The sequence below is a fragment of the Streptomyces mirabilis genome (genome assembly GCF_039503195.1).
Taxonomy (GTDB): domain Bacteria; phylum Actinomycetota; class Actinomycetes; order Streptomycetales; family Streptomycetaceae; genus Streptomyces; species Streptomyces mirabilis_D.
Window position 1 is genome coordinate 3835013 of the sequence record NZ_JBCJKP010000001.1, and the last position, 24641, is coordinate 3859653.

The window sequence follows — 24641 nt, forward strand, 5'->3', positions numbered from 1 at the left end:
GCGGCTTGGGCGCAGCTCGGACGCGACTGCGAGGAGGGGTCAGACGCGGCCGGGGAAGAAGATCTTCAGCTCGCGCTCGGCGGACTCCTCGGAGTCGGAGGCGTGGATCAGGTTCTCGCGGACGATCACACCGTAGTCGCCGCGGATGGAACCGGGGGCGGCGGCGATGGGGTCGGTGGGGCCGGCGAGCGCGCGCACGCCCTCGATGACCCGCTCGCCCTCGACGACCAGCGCCACGACCGGGCCGGACGCCATGAACTCCACCAGCGGCTCGTAGAACGGCTTGCCCTTGTGCTCGCCGTAGTGCTGCTCCAGCGTGTCCTGGTCCAGCGTGCGCAGCTCCAGCGCGGTGATCTGCCAGCCGGCCTTGCGCTCGATACGGCTGATGATCTCGCCGGTCAGACCGCGACGGACGGCGTCGGGCTTGAGGAGGACGAGGGTGCGCTGGCTCACGGTGGTGGCTCCTTCAGGTCACAAGTGTGCGGGTGACCGAGGCTACAGGGCGTGTCTGGGTGGGTGTCACGCAGAGTCAGGTGGACGGGGTTCTTCGGGGCTCTTCGGGGCTCTCCGACTACGGGCCCCGCGCTCCCTGTCAGGGGCGCGGGGAACTGCGCGACCTTTCGGGGGACTGGGGGCCGAGCCCCCAGGGGGCGGGGCGAAGAACCCTATGCCGGGTTCCCGCCCGCCTCCGCCTGCGCAGCGAACCTCGCCTTGGCCTCGTCGATCTTCCGCCCGTAGTGCACCGAAGCCCACCACAGCGCGGCGAAGATCGCCCCCAGGAAGAACATCGACCCCACGACGAACCCGCTGGCGATCAGCGCGATCTGCAGGGCCCAGCCGAGCTGGACACCCCCGGGCCGGGTGATCATCCCGCAGAGCAGCACACTCACCGCCATGAAGATCCCGCTGACCGTCCACACCGTGGCCATGGACAGATCGGGATCCTTCATGGCGACGAGCCCGGCGAAGCCGATGACGAAGAACTCGCCGATCAGAGTGGAAGCACAGAGCGTACGCACAGCGGTCAGCCCCTCCCCAGGAGCAGTCGGGCCTCGCCGACGGTGATGACGGAGCCGGTCACGAGAACGCCGCCGCCCGCGTACTCGCCCTCCTCCTCGGCCAGCGTGATCGCCGCCTCGATCGCGTCGTCGAGCCGCGGCTCCACCTGCACCCGCTCGTCGCCGAAGATCTCGACGGCGATCCCGGCGAGTTCGTCGGCGTCCATCGCGCGATGGCTGGAGTTCTGGGTGATCACGACCTCGGCGAAGATCGGCTCGAAGGCCTCGAGCAGCCCCTGTACGTTCTTGTCGCCGCTCGCGCCGACGACCCCGATCAGCCGGCTGAAGTCGAAGGCCTCGCCCACGGCCTCGGCGGTGGCACGGGCGCCCGCCGGGTTGTGCGCGGCGTCCAGGACGACGGTCGGTGAGCGCCGTACGACCTCGAGGCGGCCCGGCGAGGTGACGGCGGCGAACGCCTTCCGCACGGTGTCGATGTCGAGCCGCTGGGCGTGCGCCGCGCCGACGCCGAAGAACGCCTCGACCGCTGCGAGCGCCACGGCGGCGTTGTGCGCCTGGTAGGGGCCGTGCAGCGGCAGGAAGATCTCCTCGTACTCCCCGCCGAGCCCGCGCAGTGTGATCAGCTGCCCGCCGACGGCGACCTGCCGGGCGACGACCCCGAACTCCAGGCCCTCACGGGCCACGGTCGCGTCGACTTCCACGGCCTTCTTCAACAGCACCTGAGCGGCGTCCACCGGCTGCTGCGCCAGGATCACCGTCGCGTCCTGCTTGATGATGCCGGCCTTCTCGGTGGCGATCTCGCCGGGCGTCTCGCCGAGCCGGTCGGTGTGGTCGAGGTCGATCGGGGTGACGACGGCGACGTCCCCGTCGATCACGTTGGTGGCGTCCCAGCTGCCGCCCATGCCGACCTCGACGACGGCGACGTCGACGGGGCTGTCCGCGAAGGCGGCGTACGCCATGCCGGTGAGCACCTCGAAGAACGACAGCCGGTACTCCTGCTGGCCGTCGACCATCTCGATGTACGGCTTGATGTCGTTGTACGTCTCGATGAACCGCTCGGCGGAGATCGGGTCGCCGTCGAGGCTGATCCGCTCGGTGATCGACTGGACGTGGGGGCTGGTGTACCGGCCGGTGCGCAGGTCGAAGGCGCCGAGGAGGGCCTCGATCATGCGGGCGGTGGAGGTCTTGCCGTTCGTGCCCGTGATGTGGATCGAGGGGTACGCGCGCTGGGGCTCGCCCAGGACGTCCATCAGCGCGGCGATCCGGCTGACGGAGGGCTCCAGTTTGGTCTCGCCCCAGCGGCCGGCGAGCTCGGACTCCACCGCGCGCAGCGCCTTGTCGACCTCGGGGTCGGCGGGGCGGCCGGGCACGTCGGCCTGCCGGCCCGCGTCGGCGCCCCGGGTGCGCAGGGTGCGGCTGCCGGCCTCGATCACCGCGAGGTCGGGGTCGCGGTCGGTCTCGGCCGCGATGATCTCGTCGAAGAGGGCGTGCGGGTCGCTGGGGTCCGGCTCGTCCGGCTCGCTGCTGTCGTGCGGGGAGCTCACTCACGCTGCCAGTCTACGGAGCCGAGCCCGCCCCGGGTCTCTCGCCCCCGCCGCCCCTGCCCGTCCCGTCCCCGGGGGCTCCGCCCCCGGACCCCCGGGTGGGTTCTTCGGCTGCGGGCGAGTGGGGGCCGGTCGCGCAGTTCCCCGCGCCCCTGGGCACGGGGCTGCGCCCCAGCGCCCCAGGCTTTTGGGGGCGCTGGGGCGCAGCCCCGTGGGAACTGCGCGCCAAGCCCCCACCGGCCCGCAGCCAACGAATCCGGGTGGGCGGGGGATGCGGGGCGAAGCCCCCGCCTCAGGGGCGCGGGGAACTGCGCGACCACCCCCCACCCACCCGCAGACCACAGACGTCGAAGGCCCCCGGGACCAGGGAGGTCCCGGGGGCCTTCGTTCAGCTACGACAGAGCCGTTACGCCTCCGGGAGGCGTTCCAGTTGGGCCTGGATGCGGGCGATGTCCTCGTCCGCCTTGGCGAGCCGCGTACGGATCTTGTCCACGACCTGGTCCGGCGCCTTGGCGAGGAACGCCTCGTTGCCGAGCTTGGCGTTCGCCTGGGCCTTCTCCTTCTCCGCGGCGGCGAGGTCCTTGGCGAGCCGCTTGCGCTCGGCCGCGACATCGATCGTGCCGGAGAGGTCGAGCGCCACCGTGGCCCCGGCGACGGGAAGCGTCGCCGTCGCCGCGAAGGCCTCGCCCTCCGGCTGCAGCCGCAGCAGCTGGCGGATGGCCGCCTCGTGCGGGGCGAGGGCGGTGCCGTCCAGCGTGAGGCGGGCCGGGACGCGCTGGCCGGGCTGGAGACCCTGGTCGGCACGGAAGCGGCGGACCTCCGTGATGACCTGCTGAAGCGTCTCGATCTCACGCTCGGCGCCCGCGTCGCGGAAACCGGAGTCGGTCGGCCACTCGGCGACGACGACCGACTCGCCGCCGGTCAGCGTCGTCCACAGCGTCTCGGTGACGAAGGGGACGATCGGGTGCAGGAGGCGCAGGGTGACGTCGAGGACCTCGCCCAGGACACGCCCGGAGACCTTCGCCGGCTCGCCGCCCGCCATGAACGTCGTCTTGGACAGCTCGACGTACCAGTCGAAGACCTCGTCCCACGCGAAGTGGTAGAGGGCGTCGGACAGCTTGGCGAACTGGAAGTCGTCGTAGAACGCGTCGACTTCGGCCACCGTCTTGTTCAGGCGGGAGAGGATCCAGCGGTCCGTCGCCGTCATCTCGGACGGGTCCGGCAGCGGGCCCGCGACCGTCGCGCCGTTCATCAGCGCGAAGCGGGTGGCGTTCCAGATCTTGTTGGCGAAGTTCCGGGACGCCTGGACCCAGTCCTCACCGATCGGCACGTCCGTACCGGGGTTGGCGCCGCGGGCGAGGGTGAAGCGGACGGCGTCGGAGCCGTACGCGTTCATCCAGTCGAGCGGGTCGACGGCCGTGCCCGAGGACTTCGACATCTTCTTGCCGAACTGGTCACGAACGAGTCCGGTGAGTGCGATGGTCTTGAAGGGCACCTCGCCGTCCATCGCGTACAGGCCGAACATCATCATCCGGGCGACCCAGAAGAAGATGATGTCGTGGCCCGTGAGGAGGACGTCGGTCGAGTAGAACTTCTCGAGGTCCGGGGTCCGTTCGGGCCAGCCGAGGGTCGAGAAGGGCCACAGGCCCGAGGAGAACCAGGTGTCCAGGACGTCGGGGTCCTGCTTCCAGCCCTCGGCTTCGGTGCCCGGGGGCTCCTCGTCCGGGCCGACGCAGACAACCTCGCCCTCGGGGCCGTACCAGACGGGGATCCGGTGGCCCCACCACAGCTGGCGCGAGATGCACCAGTCGTGCATGTTGTCGACCCAGTCGAAGTAGCGCTTCGACATGTCGGCGGGGTGGATGGTGACCCGGCCGTCCCGGACGGCGTCGCCGGCAGCCTTGGCCAGCGGGCCGACCTTGACCCACCACTGCATGGACAGACGCGGCTCCAGCGTCGTCTTGCAGCGCGAGCAGTGACCCACCGAGTGGACGTACGGGCGCTTCTCGGCGACGATGCGGCCCTCCGCGCGCAGCGCGGCGACGATCGCGGAGCGGGCCTCGAAGCGGTCGAGGCCCTGGAACGGGCCGTGCACGGTGATGACGCCGCGCTCGTCCATGACGGTCAGCGACTCCAGGTCGTGGCGCTGGCCGATGGCGAAGTCGTTCGGGTCGTGGGCCGGGGTCACCTTGACGGCGCCGGTGCCGAACTCCGGGTCGACGTGGGTGTCCGCGACGACGGGGATGGTGCGGTCCGTCAGCGGCAGCTTGATCCGTCGGCCGACCAGGTGCCGGTAGCGCTCGTCGTCGGGGTGGACGGCGACAGCAGTGTCACCGAGCATCGTCTCGGCACGGGTGGTGGCGACGACGATCGTGTCATCCCCCTCCCCGTACTTCATGGAGACCAGCTCGCCGTCGTCGTCCTGGTACTCGACCTCGATGTCCGAGATGGCCGTGAGGCAGCGCGGGCACCAGTTGATGATGCGCTCGGCGCGGTAGATCAGCTCGTCGTCGTACAGCTTCTTGAAGATGGTCTGGACGGCCTGCGAGAGCCCTTCGTCCATGGTGAACCGCTCGCGGGACCAGTCCACGCCGTCGCCGAGCCGGCGCATCTGGCCGAGGATCTTGCCGCCGTACTCTTCCTTCCACTGCCACACGCGCTCGACGAACGCCTCACGACCCAAATCGTGGCGGGACTTGCCCTCCTTGCCGAGCTCGCGCTCGACGACGTTCTGGGTCGCGATACCGGCGTGGTCCATGCCCGGCAGCCACAGCGACTCGTATCCCTGCATGCGCTTGCGGCGCGTCAGGGCGTCCATGAGCGTGTGCTGGAAGGCATGGCCCAGGTGCAGCGACCCGGTGACGTTCGGCGGCGGGATGACAATGGTGTACGCGGGCTTGTCGCTCTTCGCGTCGGCCGCGAAGTAACCCCGTTCTACCCAGCGCTCGTACAGCTTCCCCTCTACCTCGGCCGGCGCGTACTGGGTCGGCAGTTCGGAAGTGGGCGCTGATTGCGGCTGCTGAGAGTTCTCGGTCACGGGGTCAGTTTAGAGGTGCCGCGCCCGTGTCCCGAAACGCGATTCTTTCTTGACATCCTCCCTGCAGTGACCTGCTGGGACTCCTTGTAGCCCTCGATATCCACTGGAAGGCGGGCCGTCCCGGATGAGGGGTTCAGGGGTTCACGCGTGCGCCCGGCACGGGTGCGGGGCATCGGAGGCCGGGCATGGCCTGCGGGTGCGTGCTGTTCATCGCAATGTCCTGCGGCACTGGTGGTGCCCGCCGGACCACGAAGGGCACGACGGAGAATGACGACCGAGGCATTGTGATCCGCGTCGTCGGTGTGCCCGCACCCGGTGAACCTGCCGCGGCTGACGCGCGACGCAGGGTCCCAAAGGTGGCAGACACCGCATGTCTGCGAGAGTTTCACGGCCAGGCCGACCTCATCCACGCAACCGTCAGCTATCCGGCGTGCATTTCCGTGGCAAACCTGGCCAGGCAACTCAGAGGAGCTAAAGCTAGGGCTATACGGCGTTCACGAGACATAAAAGGACATGTGTGGTCGAAGACGTACTACGCCGCTTCCGTCGGCGCGCACTCGTCCGCCACGTTCGACCAGTACGTCGAACGTCTGGAACAGCCTGTCAACAACTAGGCATCAATAGACCCCACGTGTCCCGCACCCTTCGCCCTTCCGTCAAGATGTCAGGAACACATAAGCATCTGGAGGGGAACCCAGAGATGAGCTACAACCAGCCGGGCCCGTACGGTGGGCCGCCCCAGCAGCCCGGGCCGTACGGTCAGCCGGGGCAGCAAGGCCCCTACGGCCAGCCGCCGCAGGCGCCCCAGCCCGGTTACGGCTATCCGCAGCAGGCTCCTCCGCAGCCCGGCTACGGCTACCCCCAGCAGGCTCCCCAGGGCGTCCCGCCGCAGACTCCCCCGTACGGTCAGCAGCCCGCGTACGGCCAGCAGCCCCCTTACGGCCAGCAGCCTCCCTACGGCCAGCAGCCCTACGGCGCCCCGCCGCCGCCCGCGCCCGGCGGCGGCAAGAAGAAGACGGCGCTCATCATCGGCTCGGTCGCGGTCGTCGCCGCGATCGCCGTGGCGGCGTATCTCGTCATCGGCGGTAGCAGCAGCGGCAGTGGTTCGGTCGCGGACGACGGCCCGCACAAGCTGGTCGCGCAGGCGACGGTGATCAACGGTACGTACAAGAAGGCGGAAAGCGAATCCTCTTCTGACACCGTCAGCGACAGCGATGTCGCGGACTTCCAGAAGTTCGGCGTGAAGAACGCGAAGGGCGCCAACGGGAGCTACACGAACGGCACCGGCCTGTCCCAGAAGAGCCTGTCCTTCAAGGGCGTCTACGGCACCATCGACGACCCCGAGGCCGCCGTGGACGCCATGTTCGCCAAGGTCAAGTCGGAGTCCGAGAAGAACCAGAGCGGTGACAGCACCAAGGGCAAGCTGCTCGGCAGCCCGGAGACGGTCAACCCGTCAGGCTTCTCCAACGGCATCATGAAGTGCCAGGTGGCCCAGATCGACAACACCAACTCGTCGTCCACAGGCGCCGGCGCCGCGAAGACCATCACGGTGCCTTTCTGCATTTGGGGCGACCACAGCACCGTCGCACAGGTGTCGGCATTCAGCCTCGCCGGCCTGGCCTCCGGCAACGGGGGCTCGACCGATGACGTGGCGTCCCTCGCCGCCAAGCTCCGCAACGACGTGCGCGTCGCAAAGTAGCTGCTGAACCACGATGGGGGCGCCCGGCGAGCGTTGCCGGGCGCCCCTACTCCTGCCGCTCCGCCGTTGTCAGGCGCGGAGACAGGCAGCCTGTGCGTCTGACAGATCGACGTGTATGTTCACCAGCCCCGAGAGGCAGGCCGGGTTCGCCACCACGCTGCCCGCATGCCACGCGGCATGGCTGCATGCTCCCTTGACCTTGGGGCCAACCAAGTAGCCGTGGTCACCTATGTAGTGCACGCACCGGCTCTGGTCGGCGCTTGCCGACGTCGCCGTCACCAGCGGCACAACCCCGGCTGCCATAACCACACTTGCCGCTACCAGAACCCGCTAGATCATGCGCATCCTCATGTAGCACCCTCCCGTTTTCAGCTCACCGGCCATGCGAACGAATGACCGATGCGGTCGGCGCCACTAGATCACGAGACAGAGTCCGATTCCAGGATTTACCGTGAACCTGGCGCAATCTCTCCATTGCGACCAGTCCGGCGAAGTACGCCACGAGATCCGCCACGAACTACAGCGGCGTATCGGACGCCAACGCGGAGCTTCGCCCCCATCGGAGCGAGGAAGTCGGCGGTCACACGCCAAGGCTGCCAAGCCTCACTCCCCTCCCTCCTGCGAAACCCTGGGAGCGAGGTCGAGCATCCGGACGGGCAGGCCCTTCCAGCGTTCCGGATCGGCGGTGACGACGATCGCGCCGTCAGGGCGGTCAGGGGTCGGTTCGGCCCGATACCGGGTATGTGCGGTTACCCAGGTGTCTTCCTGCACAACCGCAAGGGCAGCTGACGGGACTCAGCGGGCCGCCGCTCGCTCGGCCCGCTCGTCGGGAGTGAGCAGGGTGTGGGCGAGGCGGGCCAGGCAGGCGCGGGGCGAAAATCCGTAGGCAGCCGCTGTCTCAGCGAGCCGATCGCACACCTCGGCGGAGAAACGGATGTTCGCGTCGGACATCATGGGCTGCTTCCCGCTCCCCAACGAGGTAGGGGTACGCACCCGTACCTCGTACGGCAAAAGAGGGGCGCCCGACGATATCCGCCGGGCGCCCCTCTTCGCGTATACGTACCGCCTATGCCGTCTTCTGCTCGCCCGGGCCGCGACCGCGGGCGTCGCGCGGGATCAGCGTCGGGTTGACGTTGGACAGGACGACGTCCGCCGTGATGACGACCCTCGCCACGTCCTTGCGCGAGGGAACCTCGTACATCACCGCCTGGAGGACCTCCTCCATGATGGCGCGCAGGCCGCGCGCGCCGGTCTGGCGGAGGATCGCCTGGTCGGCGATGGCTTCCAGGGCCTCGCGCTCGAAGTCCAGCTCCACGCCGTCGAGTTCGAACAGGCGCTGGTACTGCTTCACGAGCGCGTTGCGCGGCTCCACGAGGATCTGGAGGAGCGCCGGCCGGTCGAGGTTGTGGACCGAGGTGATGACGGGCAGCCGGCCGATGAACTCGGGGATCATGCCGAACTTCACCAGGTCCTCGGGCATGACGGCCTCGAACTGGTCCTTGGACTCGAGCTCGCGCTTGGAGCGGATCGTCGCGCCGAAGCCGATGCCCTTGGCACCCGCCCTCGACTCGATGAGCTTCTCCAGGCCCGCGAAGGCGCCGCCCACGATGAACAGGACGTTCGTCGTGTCGATCTGGATGAACTCCTGGTGGGGGTGCTTGCGTCCGCCCTGGGGCGGAACGGAGGCCGTCGTGCCCTCCAGGATCTTGAGCAGCGCCTGCTGGACGCCCTCGCCGGACACGTCTCGCGTGATCGACGGGTTTTCGCTCTTACGGGCCACCTTGTCGATCTCGTCGATGTAGATGATGCCCGTCTCGGCCTTCTTGACGTCGTAGTCGGCCGCCTGGATGAGCTTCAGCAGGATGTTCTCGACGTCCTCGCCGACGTACCCCGCCTCCGTCAGCGCCGTCGCGTCGGCGATGGCGAACGGGACGTTGAGCATGCGCGCGAGCGTCTGGGCGAGCAGAGTCTTGCCGGAGCCCGTGGGGCCCAGCAGGAGGATGTTGGACTTCGCCAACTCGATGGCGTCGTCCCGGTTCTGACCGCCGCCGTTCTCACCGGCCTGGACCCGCTTGTAGTGGTTGTACACCGCGACCGAGAGGGCTTTCTTGGCCGACTCCTGGCCGACCACGTACCCCTCGAGGAACTCGTAGATCTCGCGGGGCTTCGGGAGCTCCTCCCAGCGGACCTCGCTCGTTTCCGCGAGTTCTTCTTCGATGATCTCGTTGCAGAGATCGATGCACTCGTCGCAGATGTACACACCGGGGCCTGCGATGAGCTTCTTGACCTGCTTCTGGCTCTTGCCACAGAACGAGCACTTGAGCAGATCGCCGCCGTCACCGATGCGTGCCACGGTGTGCTTCCCCTTCGCCTGGGAGACGCCTAGGTCCAGCGGCTCCTGGTGCTGCCTTATGTCCGACGGTACCTTGCCGAGCCCCCCGTTCGGGCCCCCCTTGGCGCGGTTCACTTTGTCGTGAACCGCGCCAACGGGCGACAGACGAGCGGCAGACGATACAGCGATACGTCAGACGACCGCGGAATTGTTCATCTTGCGGGTGGAGATGATCTGGTCGATCAGGCCGTACGCGAGCGCGTCCTCAGCGGTGAGGATCTTGTCGCGCTCGATGTCCTCGCGGATCTTCTCGATCGGCGTGGTCGAGTGCTTGGCCAGCATGTCTTCCAGCTGCGCGCGCATCCGAAGGATCTCGTTCGCGGCGATTTCGAGGTCCGAGACCTGGCCGCGGCCGGTCTCGCTGTAGGGCTGGTGGATCAGCACGCGGGCGTTCGGAAGCGCCATGCGCTTGCCCGGCGTGCCGGCGGCCAGCAGGATCGCGGCGGCGGAGGCCGCCTGCCCCATGCAGACCGTCTGGATGTCGGGCTTCACGAACTGCATCGTGTCGTAAATGGCCGTGAGGGCCGTAAACGAGCCACCGGGGCTGTTGATGTAGACCGAGATGTCACGGTCGGGGTCCATCGACTCCAGGCACAGCAGCTGCGCCATGACGTCGTTGGCGGAGGCGTCGTCGATCTGCACGCCGAGGAAGATCACGCGCTCCTCGAACAGCTTCGCGTACGGGTCGTACTCACGCACGCCCTGCGAGGTGCGCTCGACGAAGCGCGGGATGACGTAGCGGGACTCCGCACGAGGACCGGTGTACTCGGCCTGCGTGCGGGCGTAGATGCCGCTGCCGGGGAAGTCGTTCACTGTGTCTCCTGAAGAGCCTGTAAGAGCCTGGGGCGGTCGGCTGGGGGCGCTGGAGGGCCGCCTGCGCCGCTCCGGGGCACTGGGTGCGCCCGGAGAGCGACAGAGGGGCCACGCGCCGCCCTGGGGGGCACTGAGGGGCTTACGACGCCCCGGTGCCGCCACCGCCCGGCATACCAGCAGCGGTGGGCACGATGTCGTCGATGAGGCCGTACTCCTTGGCCTCGATCGGGTCGAACCAACGGTCGCGGTCCGAGTCACGAGTGATCTGCTCGACCGTCTGACCGGTGTGGAAGGAGGTCAGCTCGGCCATCCGCTTCTTGGTGTGCAGCAGCCGCTCGGCGTGGATCTTGATGTCCGACGCGGAACCCGCGAGGCCGGCCGAGGGCTGGTGGATCAGGATCTCGGCGTTCGGCAGGGCGAAGCGCTTGCCGGGGGTGCCCGCGCTGAGCAGGAACTGACCCATCGAGGCCGCCATGCCCATGGCGATCGTCACCACGTCGTTCTTGATGAACTGCATGGTGTCGTAGATCGCCATGCCGGCCGTGATCGATCCGCCGGGGCTGTTGATGTAGAGGTAGATGTCCTTGTCCGGGTCGGCGGCAAGGAGCAGCAGCTGCGCCGTGATCTTGTTGGCGATGTCATCGTCGACCGCCTGGCCGAGGAAGATGATCCGCTCGCCGAGCAGTCGGTTGTAGACCTGGTCGCCGAGGCCACCACCGAAGGGTTCGCCGGCAGCTGTGGGCATCAGATTCGTCACGTATCCACCTGCTCGTCTTACGACGGCGCCGGGCCGTCTCACGTCTTCTGCTGGGGGCGTGGGACCCCGGTGCGACAACCGCCCGGGGCGGCTTCGGGGACTCCCCTGCCCTCGTATTCATGGACCCTAACGCGCGGGTCCCTCCGGGGAATCCCGCAGAAGGAACTGTTCGCTGTGAGCGCATGCGCTCCGCTGGGTCGGACAGGGGGTTCGGCGGGGCTGCGCCCCGTCGGGGGCGCGGGGAACGGCGCGATCCACCCCCTCCCCCCGCCGCGCACAAAGTCGCGCCCGCGTCTGCCACGGGCGGTCCAATGGCGAGTGCGGCTCGTCGTGGGTTGCTCGCGCAGTTCCTCGCGCCCCCAAAGGCCGACGGGCCCCCAGGGACAAGAAGTCCCCGGGGGCCCGTCGTACAGCTGCTGAAGTGCCGTGGGCTTACGCCTCGGGCTTCTCCTCGGAGGCCTCGGTGGAGGCCTCGTCACCGTCGGTGACCTCGGCGACGACCTCGGTGGCCGACTCGGTCTCGTCCTCCTCGTCGTCGAGGTCGACGACCTCGCCGTTGGTGTCCTTGACCGTGGCGGCCTCGACGACGACCGCGAGGGCCTTGCCGCGGGCGACCTCGCCGACCAGCATCGGGACCTGGCCGCCTTCGACGACCGCCTGGGCGAACTGGTCGGGGGACATGCCGGAGGAGGCCGCGCGCCGCATGAGGTGCTCGGTGAGCTCCTCCTGGTTGACGTTCAGCTTCTCCTTGTTGACGAGCTCGTCCAGGACGAACTGGGTCTTGATGCCCTTGATCGCCGCTTCCTCGGTCTCGGCGTCGAACTCCTCCTCGGTCTTGCCCTGGATCTCCAGGTACTTCGCGAGGTCGAGGCCCATCTGGCCGAGCTGGTGGTGCTCGAGGTTGTGCTTACGGGTGTTGATCTCGTCCTCGAGCAGCTTCTCGGGGACCGGGACCTCGACCAGCTCGAGCAGCTTCTCCAGGACACGCTCCTGGGCCTGCGTGGCCTGGTCGTACTGCTTCATGTTCTCGAGGCGCTTGCGGCTGTCCGCCTTGAGCTCGTCGAGGGTGTCGAACTCGGAGGCGAGCTGCGCGAAGTCGTCGTCGAGCTCGGGCAGTTCGCGCGCGGCGACCTGGGTGACCTTGACGGTGACCTCGGCCTCCTTGCCGGCCGCCGAGCCGCCCTTGAGCTCGGAGGCGAAGGTGGCCTCGCCACCGGCCTCCAGGCCCTTCACGGCCTCGTCGATGCCGTCCAGCAGCTCACCGGAGCCGATGGTGTAGGAGACGTCGGCTGCGACGCCGTCCTCCAGCACCTCTCCGTCGACCTTGGCTTCGAGGTCGATCGTGACGACGTCGCCGTCCTGGGCGGCGCGCTCGACCGGCGAGGTGGACGCGAAGCGCTCACGGAGCTCCTCGACGGCCTTCTCGACGTCCTCGTCGGCGACCTCGACTGCGTCGACCTCGACCTCGATGCCGGAGTAGTCCGGGATCTCGATGGTCGGGCGGACGTCGACCTCGGCGGTGAAGTTCAGCGTTTCGCCGTCCTTCAGCTCCGTGATGTCGACCTCGGGCTGGCCGAGGACGTTCAGCTCAGCCTCGTTGACCGCTTCGGTGTAGAACTTCGGGAGCGCGTCGTTGACGGCCTCTTCGAGCACGGCACCGCGACCGAACCGCTGGTCGATGATGCGCGCCGGGATCTTGCCCTTCCGGAAGCCCTTCACCGTGACCTGCTGGTTGATCTTCTTGTACGCCGCGTCGAGGCTGTCCTTGAGCTCCTCGAAGGGCACCTCAACAGTGAGCCGAACCCGAGTCGGGTTCAGGTTCTCCACGGCGCTCTTCACGGTTCGGTCTCCTTGTGGCTGACTTCTTGGGGGTACTGCTGCGGGGTTCTGCTGTTTGTTTCTGCCGAGATCAGGCAAAGCCTCAGCGGATTCGCGGCCCTTGAGAGACGTAACAGTGCAGACACACGGGCGCGCAACCTGCATAGTAACCGCAGGCGGTACACGCCCCAAAAGGCGATCTTGCGATCCCGGCCATCGGCCGTCGGGCGTCTGTTCTCTCGCCTGATCCGTCGCCTGACGTGTCGCCGGAACCGGCTGGTGGTCGGGGTGGCGGGATTTGAACCCACGGCCTTCCGCTCCCAAAGCGGACGCGCTACCAAGCTGCGCCACACCCCGTCGGTGCGACACGTAGGGTACATGCCCGGAGACAGCGCGGCTGCCGCATTTCACGAGCGTCCGCGGGGTCGCGGAACGGGGTGTGCGGGGACGGGGTGCGACCCGCTACGATGCCTCCTGTGCCGGGGTCACTGACCTGCGGTGCTCTTTGTGCGGGCGTAGCTCAATGGTAGAGCCCTAGTCTTCCAAACTAGCTACGCGGGTTCGATTCCCGTCGCCCGCTCCATACGCATCCGGGCCAGGTCGGAGGTTCATTCCTCCACCTGGCCCTGATCGCTTTCCGGGACTCCGACCGGTCCCGTGTGTCCCCCTCGTGCGCTTGCCCGCAGCGCTCTTGGGCGCGGCCCGGGCACGCGCGTCCGACCTGGACGGATTCACCTGGTCAGAGCCATTTCACCCCAAGGTTTCAGCCACCCCGCCCAAAGGAGCCGAAGTCGGCTCGCGCGCGAAACCGCCCCTGATACCGCGGCTCGCCGGATGGCCACTGCCTTGTGGAGGTTCGGCGCCGCACGACCACGGGTGCGCCAATGCCATGAACTTGTCAGTTCTTGAAGGAACCCTTGGACCGTTCCTTCGCACCCCGCATCATGCCCCGTGCTTCGAGTGCGGCACCTTTCGCAGCGAGGGTTTCTTTGTGCACCGCGTGGGCCGCCTTCCGCACGGTCTTCCCGACGACCTGTTCGGCCTTTGCCTTGGCTCGTTCTCCGGCGCTCATCTCGGCACCTCCGCACCGTCTCACTGGTCGTGTGCCCTTGAGGCAGGAGGCAAAACCACCCTGCTGGATGCGCCGATCGTGGACGGACGAGGTCCCGCGGGTCTGGAGGGTCACGACATCGGCGTCTGGCGCCAACAGCAGCGGACGAAGGCGGATCGAGGCGGCCTCCAGGGATCACTCCCTCGCCGCAGGACGGCCGAGGTTCAGTTGATCACGCAGTAACAGCGTGTTGCTCTTGAGGAGCTTCGCCGCAGGTCACGGGCCGGAGAGTTCACCGTTGCGGGAGTGGGCGGGGGTGGCGGCCGAGGATGTGGTGGGCGGGGACGAGCGTGAGCCAGAACCACATGGCCGCTGCCGTGTTGACGAAGGCCAGGGGAACAGAGAGGCCGAAGATCAGAACGCTGGAACCGAGTTGGGCGGTGAAGCGGCGACGGGCCGCGGCGGCGGATGACGCCGGCGAGGGGTGCACTTGGCGTTGCGTGAGCAGCAGCAGGGTCGCGTGCACCGCATGGATCGCTGCCATGGCGACCGCGTAGAGGGTGACGGTTTCGGGCTGGGAGGCGTACTCGGCCAGGAGCGCGGTGGGGAAGGGCAGCAGGGCGACCAGGCCGAGGCCGAGGAGGGTCAGGCGGGTGATCACGGCCGGCTCGGTGGGCCGTACGGTGAGGATGCGGCGGTGGTCGCGCCAGAATCCGGCGATGAGGGTGAAGCTGAGGGCGAAGGCGCCGAGGTGGGGAAGCGCATCGCTCAGGGCCCTGTGGAATGCGGCGTCGTCCAGATGTGCGGGGATCGCCACGTTGATGACGAGCAGGGTCATCGCGATGGCGTAGATGCCGTCGGACAGAGCGATCAGGCGTGCCGCGCCCGGGTCTCTCTCGTGTGGGTGCGTCTCCGTCACTGGCTCCGTCATGTCGACGACGGTAGGGCGTTATGCCCTGACCATCGCGCATTGGTCATGGTTTGTGCGGCTTCGACTGTGGATGGGTGACTATTGCGGAACGTCGTACGAGGTACACCAGGCCGACCGGGGCGTGAGGCACATCGAGTGCGACAGGACAGGGGACCAACGATGCTCCCGCGCCGGTGGGTTGAGACTTCGCACACCTCCCTGGACGGCACGGGAGCCTCACACGTCGGGGATGCGGCGCAATGATCCACTTTCGTTCCGCCGACTACGATCGGCGGGTCAGCCTCGCCGCATGATGCGCGCCCCCGACTGCGGTGAGTCATGGATCACGGCGAGCAGCGCGAGACCCCGCACGTCAGCGTCTGGGCGGCGCAGGCCCGATCCGCATACGCGATCTTCCGGACCGGCTACGCCCGGTCGGAACGCCGGTCGTTTCACCGACCGGCCGGATCGCCGATGAATTTCCCGGTCGGACGGATCGCTGATCGAGCCGACATGGAGAGCGCGGTCGGCCCGGGGCGCGGCCGTCGGGGCCGCGTCCACGAATGGGGGCGCGGAGACGCCGGCCCGTCCCGCCCGGAGATCAGAACCGGAGATCAGAAACTGATCGAGTTGATCGTCTGCGCTATCGAGTCCAGGAACCGCTGGATGGACGGAGCCATTCCGGTCGATGCGAGGAAGAAGCCGAAGAGCACCGCGACGATGGCGGGCCCCGCCTTGATCGATCCCCCTCGGATCAGCACCACGAGGATGATCGCCAACAGCAGTACCACTGACAGCGAAATGGCCACAACTGATCACACCCTACGGTCGGTCCGCTCTCCCGGCCCGGGGGTGCAGCCCCGCACACCCCCGCCAGAACCATCGTGCCACCAACGCGGCCCCCGTATGCCGCAGGTGACACATCGTCGGTCGGAACCGCCCGGGAACCGCACTCCCCCACCCTCCCGCGACGGACCAACCGTGCGACCCCGTACGGTCATTCGACCGTGCTCCCTCACGGGGAATTCCGAGGGACCGTCGCCGTGTCCACACATCCCGTTCGCAGGAATTCCCAATTGCCGCCACAGGCGCGGCGAAGAAACCCCCGGTGACGCCCGTAAGGTGCCCGCGAAGACACCGAGGGCACCGAAGGCTGGACATTTCACCAGAGTCACCCGCGAGTGTTATGCACCAATTAGTCGTGACGAATGCGGACAGAACGACGCCACAACTGTCGTACGCGGTAAGGGGAAATCCTTAATTCCCGGGTACTCGAAACGTTGCTCACGGACGAACTCACATGCGGTAAGCAGGAATGACGTCAGGAGTTTTACGAGGGCACACGGACAAGGCTAGGGTGCCTCGGATGTTCCACGCCGCCTCGTCCCCCGCAAGAGCAGCAAGGTCCCGGATCGTCTCCCCCGCTCCCTCCGCTCCCCGCGGTTCCTGGTGGGAGGCTTCGTGACGAACTCGCTCCACCCGAACGGTCCCCGTCGAACGCCGCTCCCCCTGCGGAGCGGCCGGTGGCGGGGGTGCCGACCGCGCGCTCGGCCCCGAGCCGGCCGTCCGACCGGACTTCGGAGCCGGCCGGCGCCGCGGCCACCACCGCCCCCGCGGACGCCACGGCCACCCAGCCCGGCAAACCGCGTGACGCCTTCTTCGACAACGCCAAGTACCTGGCGATCGTGCTCGTGGCCATGGGCCATGCCTGGGAGCCCCTGAAGGGTCAAAGCCGTGTCCTCGAAGCCGCGTACATGGTCGTGTACGCCTTCCACATGCCGGCCTTCATCATCATCTCCGGCTACTTCTCCCGCAGTTTCGACATGCGCGCCGACCGGCTGAAGCGCCTGGTCACCGGTGTCGCCGTGCCGTACGTCGTCTTCGAAGTGGCGTACGTCCTCTTCAAGCGCTGGGCCGACGACGATCCGTCGCTGCCGGTCAGCCTGCTCGACCCCTGGTTCCTCACCTGGTTCCTGTGCGCGCTGTTCATCTGGCGGCTGACGACGCCGCTGTGGAAGCTGGTCCGCCGGCCGCTTCCGCTCGCTCTCCTCGTGGCCATGCTCGCGACCACCTCGCCGTCCATCGGTGACGACCTGGATCTGCAGCGGACGCTCCAGTTCCTGCCGTTCTTCGTGCTGGGTCTGTGCATGAAGCCCGAGCACTTCCAGCTGGTGCGCCGCCGCGAGGTGCGCATCCTGTCGGTGCCGGTGTTCGCCGCCGCGCTGGTCGTGAGCTGGTGGGCGGTACCGCGGATGAACCCCGGCTGGTTCTACCACCGCGACAGCGCCCAGGAGCTGGGTGCCCCCTGGTGGGTCGGCCCCGTGATGGTGCTCGCCCTGTTCGGCTGCTCACTGCTGCTCACCGCGTGCTTCTTCGCCTGGGTGCCGCGCCGCAGGATGTGGTTCACGGCGCTCGGCGCGGGCACGCTGTACGGCTATCTGCTGCACGGTTTCCTGGTCAAGGGCGGCGACTACCGGGGCTGGTTCGACCACAAGTGGCTGCACCGGCCGCTCGGCGAGATCTTCGTGACCCTCGTCGCGGGCGTGGCCGTCATCCTGCTGTGCACGGCGCCGGTCCGGCGGGTCTTCCGCTTCGCGATGGAGCCCAGCATGGAGTGGGCCTTCAAGCGGGACGCCACAGAGCCGGCCCGCGGATGGGCCAAGACTCCGGCGTAACCACCTTCGGACCGGTACGGCCACCGTCAGCCCGGCGGCAGTCCCAGCAGCGCCCGCATCGCGGCGTACTTCTTCGTCAGCCGCGCGCGGGTGTGCTCGTCGAGGACCGCGAGCCGGGCCGGGTCGGCGTTGTGCGCCAGGTCCGAGGCCTTGACCACGAGAGCTCCCGGAGTCGTACGAATGCGTTTCGCGTAGGACTCCGGGGGCTCTCCCTCGCGTTTGGTCAGCGCCAGCACGATGTCCTTCGTCCGCCCGGTCAGCGCGGCCTCGCGCAGCCAGTCCTCGGAGAGCACGTCGTCCTCGACGGCGTCGTGCAGCCAGGCCGCCGCGATCTGCTCGTCGTCGCCCCCGCGCTCACGGACCCCGTCCACGACGGCCTGCAGGTGCTCGGTGTACGGTCGCCCCGCCTTGTCGGTCTGGGCGGCGTGCGCCGTACGGGCGAGGGCCTCTATTTCGGCCAGGGTCAGGAGAGTCTGCGTCACCCCTCCAGTGTCTCCCGCCGCAGCACCGCGCGGGCGGGGACGGTGACCGCCGTCAGGCCGAGCATGTCAACCGCCCCGGCGAAGGGCCCGTACGAGGCGAAGGACGTACAAAAGGGGCGGGAAGTACGGTCCCTGCCCGGCCAGCCCCTTCATCGTCGGCACCGACGTGGTGAGCGCGATGGCCGTGCCGAGGACGACGCCGAACCCCACCTCACCGCCGCCACGGTTTCTCGCCCCTCGCGTGGCCGGACCCGGCGCCGTCGTCAGCGGGTTGCCGTGGTGCCGTCTCGGCAGATCAGGAGGAGGGCCCGGTCGTCGTTGACGTCCTTGGCGACCGCCTCGATGAGGTGCCACGCGGCGCCGTGGAATCCGCCCGCGACATAGCGGTCCGCCTCGCCGGTGAGGCGGTCGATACCCTCGACGATGTCACGGTCGGAGGTTTCCACCAGACCGTCCGTGAAGAGCATCAGGACGTCCCCGGGGCGCAGGGAACCCTTGACGGGGTCGAACTGGGCACCGTCGTACACCCCGAGGAGCGGACCCTCCGCGGCCTTCTCCTCCCAGCGCCCGCTGCCCGCGCTGAGCTGAAGGCCCGGCGGGTGCCCGGCGGAGAAGAGTTCGTAGTCGCCGGAGTCCAGGTCCAGGACCAGGTGGATCGACGTGGCGAAGCCCTCGTCCCAGTCCTGGCGCAGCAGGTAGCCGTTCGCGGCGGGCAGGAAGGCGTGGGGTGGCAGCGATCCCAGCAAGCCGCCGAAGGCTCCGGAGAGGAGCAGGGCGCGCGACCCCGCATCCATGCCTTTCCCGGACACATCGGTCAGGACGACTTCGAGGGTTCGGCCGCTGTTCGTACGTGCGGCCACGACGAAGTCCCCCGAGAACGACTGACCGCCCGCCGGGCGCAACGCCATCTCCCGGTGCCAGCCCAGCGGCAGGCCCGGCAGCTTGCTCTGCACCCGGATACGTTCGCGCAGGTCGAAGAGCATGGTGCCGCCGCGCCGCCAGGGCACGCCGACCCGGCTGCGGAACTGGGCGATCAGCAGACCGAAGAAGCCGCAGGCCGCGACCACCAGGACCACGCCCGGGGTGACCCGGGAGGGGCCCTCGGTGTACGGGCCCAGCTTCACGGACTCCACTATCAGTGCGGTGGCGGCGGCCGCGTACAGGCCGAGCAGGCTGGCGGGGCGCAGCAGCAGGCCGCCCGCGACGATCGGCAGGACCAGCGCGGCCGGGGAACACCAGACCGAGTTCATCAGCGTCGTGCCCGCGATCACGGGGATGGTCAGCAGCAGACCGGCCAGTGCGATCCAGTCAGAACCGTCGCCGCGGAAGTAGTCCACGGCGGATCTGCGCACGCCGGTGCGAGCCCGGTGCCACTGCTTCTTCAACCGGGCCGTGAACGTCTCGGCTTCCGCGCGCCGCTCTCGTCCTGCTGCCATTAGTTCGGGACCCTATCCATCGGACCAGGTGCTTGGCACGGGAGGTCCCACTTGTCCCCCGTCCGAGCGCTCAACATCACAGTGAACGGTGCCTTCGGAGGTGGGGGAAATTCCCTCGCTCGTACCGCATTGCCCTGGTAGGCATGGCGTATGACGACTGACTTGCGGGTGTTGCGGCAGCCCGAGTGGGACACGTGGTACGACAACCTGGTCCGCGCGTTCGGGGGCGTACCGGAGTCGTCCGAGGAGCGCGAGGTGATGAAGGCGCTCACAGAGTACGACCGTTTCCTGGGGATCTGGGACGGCGACCAGTGTGTGGGCACCGCGGGGGCGTTCTCGTTCCGGGTCACCGTCCCCGGCGGCACTTCCGTACCGGCCGCGGGCATCACGATGGTGAGCGTCGCGGCCACCCACCGGCGGCGCGGGCTGCTGAGGTCGATGATGCGGCGGCAGTTGGACGACATCCGCTCATGGGGCGAACCGCTGGCCGTACTGACCGCGTCGGAGCCGGTGATCTACGGCCGGTTCGGCTACGGCGTCGCGACCCACCAGTACAACGTCGAGATCGACACGACCCGAGTACGTCTGTCCGTCCCGCCCGGCACCGATGACGTACGTCTGCGGTACGCCGCGCCTGCCGACGTACTCGACGCCTGCGAGGCGGTGTACGCGCGGTCGGTGCCGGGCCGGCCCGGGATGCTGGCGCGGCGGCCCGGCTGGGACCGGGCGATGCTGCTCGACCCGGAGAGCGAGCGGGACGGGGCGTCGCCGTTGCAGTGCGTGGTCGCCGAGCGGGACGACGAGGTCGTGGGCTACGCCCGGTACCGGATCAAGCGGGACGGCGACCACCGCGGGGCCGGCTTCACCGTCCGCCTCGACCAACTGGAGGCGCTCGACCCGGCGACGCACGCGGCGCTGTGGCGGTTCCTCTTCGAGATCGACCTGACGTCCACGCTGCACGCCCTCGGTCGCCCCGTCGACGAGGCGTGGCAGCACATGGTGTCCGACATCCGCCGCTGCGCGGTGCGGATGCGGGACGCGCTGCACGTGCGGCTCGTGGACGTCGGTGCCGCGCTGGAGGCGCGGACGTATCAGGCGCCGGTGGACGTGGTGTTCGAGGTGGAGGACGTGTTCTGTCCCTGGAACGAGGGGCGTTGGCGACTCACCGGGGACACCAAGGGCGCGACCTGTGTGCGTACGTCGGACGCCGCTGATCTCGCGCTGTCCGTACGGGAGTTGGGGGCGGCGTATCTCGGCGGGGTGTCCCTGGTCTCGCTCGCGGCGGCGGGGCGGGTGCGGGAGTTGCGGCAGGGCGCGCTCGCGGAGGCCTCGGTGGGCTTCTCGTCGGCGGTCGCGCCCTGGTTGCCGCACGGGTTCTAGCCCCCCCGGGGAGAGCGACCCTGGTTCAGCCGTTCTGGCAGGTCGGGCACCAGAAGAGGTTGCGGGCGGCGAGATCGGCGGTGCGGATCTCGCCGCCACAGATGTGGCAGGGCAGGTCGGCCCTGCGGTACACGTACACCTCGCCGCCGTGGTCGTCCACGCGCGGTGGGCGGCCCATGACCTCCGGGGTGTGTTCCGGGCGGACGGTGTCGATGCGGTTGTTGCGGACGCCCTCGCGCATGAGTGCCGCCAGGTCCGTCCAGATCGCGTCCCACTGCGCCGGGGTGATGTCCTTCCCCGTGCGGTACGGATCGATGCCGTGTCGGAAGAGGACTTCTGCGCGGTAGACGTTCCCGACGCCCGCGATGATCTTCTGGTCCATGAGGAGGGCGGCGATCGTCGTACGGCTGCGGGAGACGCGGTGGTACGCCGCCGACGGGTCCGCGTCGGCGCGGAGGGGGTCCGGGCCGAGGCGGGCGTGTATCGCCTGCTTCTCGTCGTCCGTGATCAGGGCGCAGGTGGTGGGGCCTCGGAGGTCGACGTACGACGTGGCGTTCGCGAGGCGGAGGCGGACCGTGTCGGTGGGGGGTGGGGCGGGGGCGTCGCCGAAGGTCACCTTGCCGAAGAGGCCGAGGTGGATGTGGATCCAGTCGGCGGTGCGGAAGGCGAGGAAGAGGTGTTTGCCGTGGGCGTCGGCGTGTTCGAGGGGGGTGCCGTCGAGGAGGGCGGCGGCGTCGGTGAACTTGCCCTGGGGGCTGGTGACGCGGGTGGGCCCGCCTGCGAACCTGGCCTCGTAGTCCTCGGCCAGCCGGTGAATCGTGTGCCCCTCGGGCACGGGGTCCTCCTCGTGCGGCAGTGTCTTCTACGGCGTCGACGGCTCGGGGGGTGTTTCGCCCCCGCCGCCCCTACCCGTCCCATCCCCAGGGGCTCCGCCCCTTCAACCCCACCGGGGGTTACGCCCCCGAACCCTGCGAGGCTCCGTCCCTGGACGCTGCGAGGCTCCGCCGCTGCACCCCACCGGGGGCTGCCGCCCCCGAACCCCTGCGGGCATCCGCCCCGGACCTCCCGCATCGGCCTGAACGGCCTCGTCCTCAAACATGGGACAGGCTGGAAGTGCGGGCCGGGGTGAGAGCTTTCAGGGACGCGGGGAACTGCGCGACCAGCCCCCACCGGCCGGCGGCCGAAGAACGACACCGGGCCAGGGATCCGGGGCGCAGCCCCGATCTCCTAGGGGCGCGGGGAACTGCGCGACCAGCCCCACCCACCCGCGGCCGAAGAACTCCACGCGGCCGGGGATCCGGGGCGGAGCCCGGTGCGCGAGCAACCCCTGCCCATCCGCGGTCGAAGGCTCAGACCTGCTGGGGGTGGTGGGGCGGGACGGGCGGGAGGTCGCCGGTCTTTTCGTAGGCCGAGAGCATGTCGATGCGGCGAACGTGGCGCTCGTCACCGGAGAAGGGCGTGGAGAGGAAGACCTCCACGAACTTCGTCGCCTCCTCCTCGGAGTGCATCCGCGCACCCACCGCCACCACGTTGGCGTCGTTGTGCTGCCGCCCCAGCGACGCAGTCTCCTCGCTCCAGGCGAGCGCGGCACGAACCCCGTCCACCTTGTTCGCCGCGATCTGCTCCCCGTTGCCGGAGCCGCCGATCACGATGCCGAGGGCCTCGGGATCGGCCGCCGTACGCTCCGCCGCGCGGAGGCAGAACGGCGGGTAGTCGTCCTGGGCGTCGTAGATGAGGGGCCCGCAGTCGACGGGCTCGTGCCCGGCGGCCTTGAGCCACTCGACGAGGTGGTTCTTGAGTTCGAAACCGGCATGATCGGAGCCGAGATACACGCGCATGGTCCGAGTGTGACACGGCCGTTTCGGATCGGCGTCGCCGGGTGTCGCCAGCGAAAACTGTGAGCAACACTACAAACCTCAAGGAAACCTCAAGTAACGATCTGGATTCAAAGGTTCACGAATCCCTTTGCCTCCGATTCACTGGACCGGCTCGTTACAGGGTCCCTACAAGGGCCCGTTCGGGTCCGTACACCGCTCGTACGGGAATCTGCTCACCCGGCGCAAAGGAATCCCCCTCATGACCTCGCAGCCGACCCCCACAAAGGCCGCAAGCGGCCCCGGAGGCCCCGGAGAACCCGGTTCGGGCCTCCAGGCAGGACTCAAGAACCGTCATCTGACCATGATCGCCATTGGTGGCGTCATCGGAGCCGGCCTCTTCGTGGGCTCCAGCTCCGGTATCGCCACCGCGGGCCCCGGAATCCTCCTCTCCTACGCCCTCGTCGGCACGCTCGTGGTGCTGGTGATGCGGATGCTGGGCGAGATGTCCGCCGCGAACCCCACCTCCGGTTCGTTCTCCGCGCACGCGGACCGCGCACTCGGGCGCTGGGCCGGTTTCTCGATCGGCTGGCTGTACTGGTTCTTCTGGGTGGTCGTGCTGGCCGTCGAGGCGACCGCGGGAGCCAAGATCCTCGAAGGGTGGATGCCCGGAGTACCGCAGTGGGGCTGGGCGCTCATCGTGATGATCGTGCTCACCGCGACCAACCTGGTCTCCGTCGGCTCGTACGGCGAGTTCGAGTTCTGGTTCGCCGGGATCAAGGTCGTGGCGATCGGCGCGTTCATCATCGTCGGCGGCCTCGCGATCTTCGGCGTGCTGCCGGGTGTCGACGCCCCGAAGGCCGGCCTGGGGAATCTGACCCAGCACGGCGGCTTCCTGCCGCACGGGCCCGGCGCCATCCTCACCGGTGTGCTCCTGGTCGTCTTCTCCTTCATGGGCAGCGAGATCGCGACCCTCGCCGCCGGTGAGTCCGAGGACCCGCAGCGGGCCGTCACCAAGTCCACCAACAGCATCATCTGGCGCATCGGCGTCTTCTACCTGGGCTCGATCCTCGTCGTCGTGTCCCTGCTGCCGTGGAACGACCCCTCCATCAAGGACAAGGGCTCCTACGTCGCCGCCCTCGACTCCCTCGGCATCGCGCACGCCGGTGAGATCATGAACTTCATCGTGCTGACCTCCGTGCTGTCCTGCCTGAACTCCGGGCTCTACACGGCCTCACGGATGGCGTTCTCGCTCGGCGAGCGCGGCGACGCGCCCAAGGTGTTCGCGAAGACCACCTCGCGCGGTGTGCCGATGGCCGCGATCGTCGTCTCGGTCGTCTTCGGCTTCGTCGCCGTCTTCTTCAACTACAAGTTCCCGGACTCGGTCTTCCTCTTCCTCGTCAACTCCTCCGGCGCGGTCGCCCTGTTCGTCTGGCTGGTCATCTGCTTCTCGCAGCTGCGGATGCGGAAGATCATCCAGCGCGAGGCGCCGGAGAAGCTGGTCGTGAAGATGTGGCTGTACCCCTACCTGACCTGGGCGACGGCCGCGCTGATCGTCTTCGTCCTCGGCTACATGCTGACCGACACGGAACACGACGGACGCGAGACCGTACTGCTGTCGCTGCTCGTCGCCGCGATCGTGCTCGTGATCGCCTTCGTGAAGCAGAAGCTCGGCGGCTCCGCTGCGACCGAGCCCGCGGGCGTCGGCGCGCCGGTGGGCGCCAAGGAGCCGGTCGACGCCGCGTCGGAGGCCTGAGCACGCGGACGCGGATTCCGGCGGAATCGGTAACGGGGAGGGGCCCGGCGGCAGTTGCCGC

At 68.7% G+C, this 24641-nt stretch carries 21 protein-coding genes and 2 tRNA genes; 6 read left to right on the top strand and 17 right to left on the bottom strand.

From position 1 onward, the window contains the following. Positions 1-39 precede the first annotated feature (39 nt). From ndk to AAFF41_RS17965, 4 genes are all read right to left on the bottom strand, one after another. A complete protein-coding gene (ndk, locus tag AAFF41_RS17950) occupies positions 40-453 on the bottom strand; it encodes a nucleoside-diphosphate kinase (protein ID WP_054231901.1) in 414 nt (137 codons plus the stop codon). A gap of 212 nt (positions 454-665) precedes the next feature. Beyond that, on the bottom strand, positions 666-1019 hold the full coding sequence (locus AAFF41_RS17955; protein ID WP_054231900.1) for a DUF4233 domain-containing protein: 354 nt from the start codon (positions 1017-1019) through the stop codon (positions 666-668). 5 nt (positions 1020-1024) lie between these two features. Continuing rightward, entirely contained in the window at positions 1025-2560 is a 1536-nt protein-coding gene (gene folC / locus AAFF41_RS17960; protein ID WP_425526133.1) for a bifunctional tetrahydrofolate synthase/dihydrofolate synthase, read from the bottom strand. A 406-nt stretch (positions 2561-2966) separates the two neighbouring features. After that, positions 2967-5597, bottom strand: a complete 2631-nt coding sequence (locus AAFF41_RS17965; protein WP_343324217.1) for a valine--tRNA ligase — start codon at positions 5595-5597, stop codon at positions 2967-2969. A 215-nt stretch (positions 5598-5812) separates the two neighbouring features. Here AAFF41_RS17965 and AAFF41_RS17970 point away from each other — a divergent pair, with 215 nt between their 5' ends. Both AAFF41_RS17970 and AAFF41_RS17975 read left to right on the top strand, forming a co-directional pair. Then, complete coding sequence (locus AAFF41_RS17970; protein WP_343326309.1) at positions 5813-6211, top strand: transposase; 399 nt, start codon at positions 5813-5815, stop codon at positions 6209-6211. A gap of 86 nt (positions 6212-6297) precedes the next feature. Then, on the top strand, positions 6298-7296 hold the full coding sequence (locus tag AAFF41_RS17975) for a hypothetical protein (protein WP_319744292.1): 999 nt from the start codon (positions 6298-6300) through the stop codon (positions 7294-7296). A gap of 795 nt (positions 7297-8091) precedes the next feature. Here the strand turns inward: AAFF41_RS17975 and AAFF41_RS17980 are convergent. The 6 genes from AAFF41_RS17980 to AAFF41_RS18005 form a co-directional block, all read right to left on the bottom strand. Beyond that, positions 8092-8250 carry a hypothetical protein gene (locus AAFF41_RS17980; RefSeq protein ID WP_319744294.1) on the bottom strand — a complete coding sequence of 53 codons (159 nt, stop codon included), beginning with the start codon at positions 8248-8250 and terminating at the stop codon, positions 8092-8094. Between the two features lie 112 nt (positions 8251-8362). After that, a complete protein-coding gene (gene clpX, locus AAFF41_RS17985; RefSeq protein ID WP_054231969.1) occupies positions 8363-9649 on the bottom strand; it encodes an ATP-dependent Clp protease ATP-binding subunit ClpX in 1287 nt (428 codons plus the stop codon). A gap of 171 nt (positions 9650-9820) precedes the next feature. Next, complete coding sequence (locus AAFF41_RS17990; protein WP_319744297.1) at positions 9821-10501, bottom strand: ATP-dependent Clp protease proteolytic subunit; 681 nt, start codon at positions 10499-10501, stop codon at positions 9821-9823. Between the two features lie 139 nt (positions 10502-10640). Continuing rightward, the gene (locus AAFF41_RS17995; protein WP_054231895.1) at positions 10641-11246 is read right to left on the bottom strand and encodes an ATP-dependent Clp protease proteolytic subunit; all 606 of its coding nucleotides are present in this window, start codon (positions 11244-11246) and stop codon (positions 10641-10643) included. 444 nt (positions 11247-11690) lie between these two features. Beyond that, a complete protein-coding gene (gene tig / locus AAFF41_RS18000; RefSeq protein WP_343324218.1) occupies positions 11691-13097 on the bottom strand; it encodes a trigger factor in 1407 nt (468 codons plus the stop codon). Between the two features lie 259 nt (positions 13098-13356). After that, positions 13357-13433: transfer RNA gene (locus tag AAFF41_RS18005), tRNA-Pro, on the bottom strand. A gap of 152 nt (positions 13434-13585) precedes the next feature. Between AAFF41_RS18005 and AAFF41_RS18010 the strand changes: the two genes are divergently transcribed. Next, positions 13586-13659: transfer RNA gene (locus AAFF41_RS18010), tRNA-Gly, on the top strand. 315 nt (positions 13660-13974) lie between these two features. Here the strand turns inward: AAFF41_RS18010 and AAFF41_RS18015 are convergent. The 3 genes from AAFF41_RS18015 to AAFF41_RS18025 all read right to left on the bottom strand — a co-directional run bounded on the left by AAFF41_RS18015 (position 13975) and on the right by AAFF41_RS18025 (position 15846). Then, positions 13975-14148: a hypothetical protein gene (locus tag AAFF41_RS18015; RefSeq protein WP_177324252.1), complete on the bottom strand. Its 174-nt coding sequence runs from the start codon at positions 14146-14148 to the stop codon at positions 13975-13977. Positions 14149-14419: 271 nt separating this feature from the next. Beyond that, positions 14420-15058, bottom strand: coding sequence for a TMEM175 family protein (locus AAFF41_RS18020; RefSeq protein WP_343324219.1), 639 nt, complete (start codon positions 15056-15058; stop codon positions 14420-14422). Between the two features lie 593 nt (positions 15059-15651). Beyond that, positions 15652-15846: a hypothetical protein gene (locus AAFF41_RS18025; protein ID WP_054231893.1), complete on the bottom strand. Its 195-nt coding sequence runs from the start codon at positions 15844-15846 to the stop codon at positions 15652-15654. 714 nt (positions 15847-16560) lie between these two features. On the opposite strand from AAFF41_RS18025, the gene AAFF41_RS18030 reads away from it, so the two are divergent. Continuing rightward, positions 16561-17712 carry an acyltransferase family protein gene (locus tag AAFF41_RS18030; RefSeq protein ID WP_343324220.1) on the top strand — a complete coding sequence of 384 codons (1152 nt, stop codon included), beginning with the start codon at positions 16561-16563 and terminating at the stop codon, positions 17710-17712. A gap of 26 nt (positions 17713-17738) precedes the next feature. Here the strand turns inward: AAFF41_RS18030 and AAFF41_RS18035 are convergent, their stop codons facing one another. Further along, complete coding sequence (locus AAFF41_RS18035; RefSeq protein WP_241757314.1) at positions 17739-18194, bottom strand: HD domain-containing protein; 456 nt, start codon at positions 18192-18194, stop codon at positions 17739-17741. Between the two features lie 263 nt (positions 18195-18457). Beyond that, positions 18458-19630 carry a PP2C family protein-serine/threonine phosphatase gene (locus AAFF41_RS18040; protein ID WP_319744304.1) on the bottom strand — a complete coding sequence of 391 codons (1173 nt, stop codon included), beginning with the start codon at positions 19628-19630 and terminating at the stop codon, positions 18458-18460. A 150-nt stretch (positions 19631-19780) separates the two neighbouring features. Here AAFF41_RS18040 and AAFF41_RS18045 point away from each other — a divergent pair, with 150 nt between their 5' ends. Next, positions 19781-21010 carry a GNAT family N-acetyltransferase gene (locus AAFF41_RS18045; RefSeq protein WP_319744305.1) on the top strand — a complete coding sequence of 410 codons (1230 nt, stop codon included), beginning with the start codon at positions 19781-19783 and terminating at the stop codon, positions 21008-21010. 25 nt (positions 21011-21035) lie between these two features. Here AAFF41_RS18045 and AAFF41_RS18050 read toward each other — a convergent pair whose 3' ends face one another. Continuing rightward, complete coding sequence (locus tag AAFF41_RS18050) at positions 21036-21845, bottom strand: Fpg/Nei family DNA glycosylase (protein WP_319744306.1); 810 nt, start codon at positions 21843-21845, stop codon at positions 21036-21038. Between the two features lie 514 nt (positions 21846-22359). After that, entirely contained in the window at positions 22360-22848 is a 489-nt protein-coding gene (locus AAFF41_RS18055) for a ribose-5-phosphate isomerase (protein ID WP_319744308.1), read from the bottom strand. Between the two features lie 238 nt (positions 22849-23086). On the opposite strand from AAFF41_RS18055, the gene AAFF41_RS18060 reads away from it, so the two are divergent. Next, a complete protein-coding gene (locus AAFF41_RS18060) occupies positions 23087-24580 on the top strand; it encodes an amino acid permease (RefSeq protein ID WP_319744310.1) in 1494 nt (497 codons plus the stop codon). Positions 24581-24641: the final 61 nt, after the last annotated feature.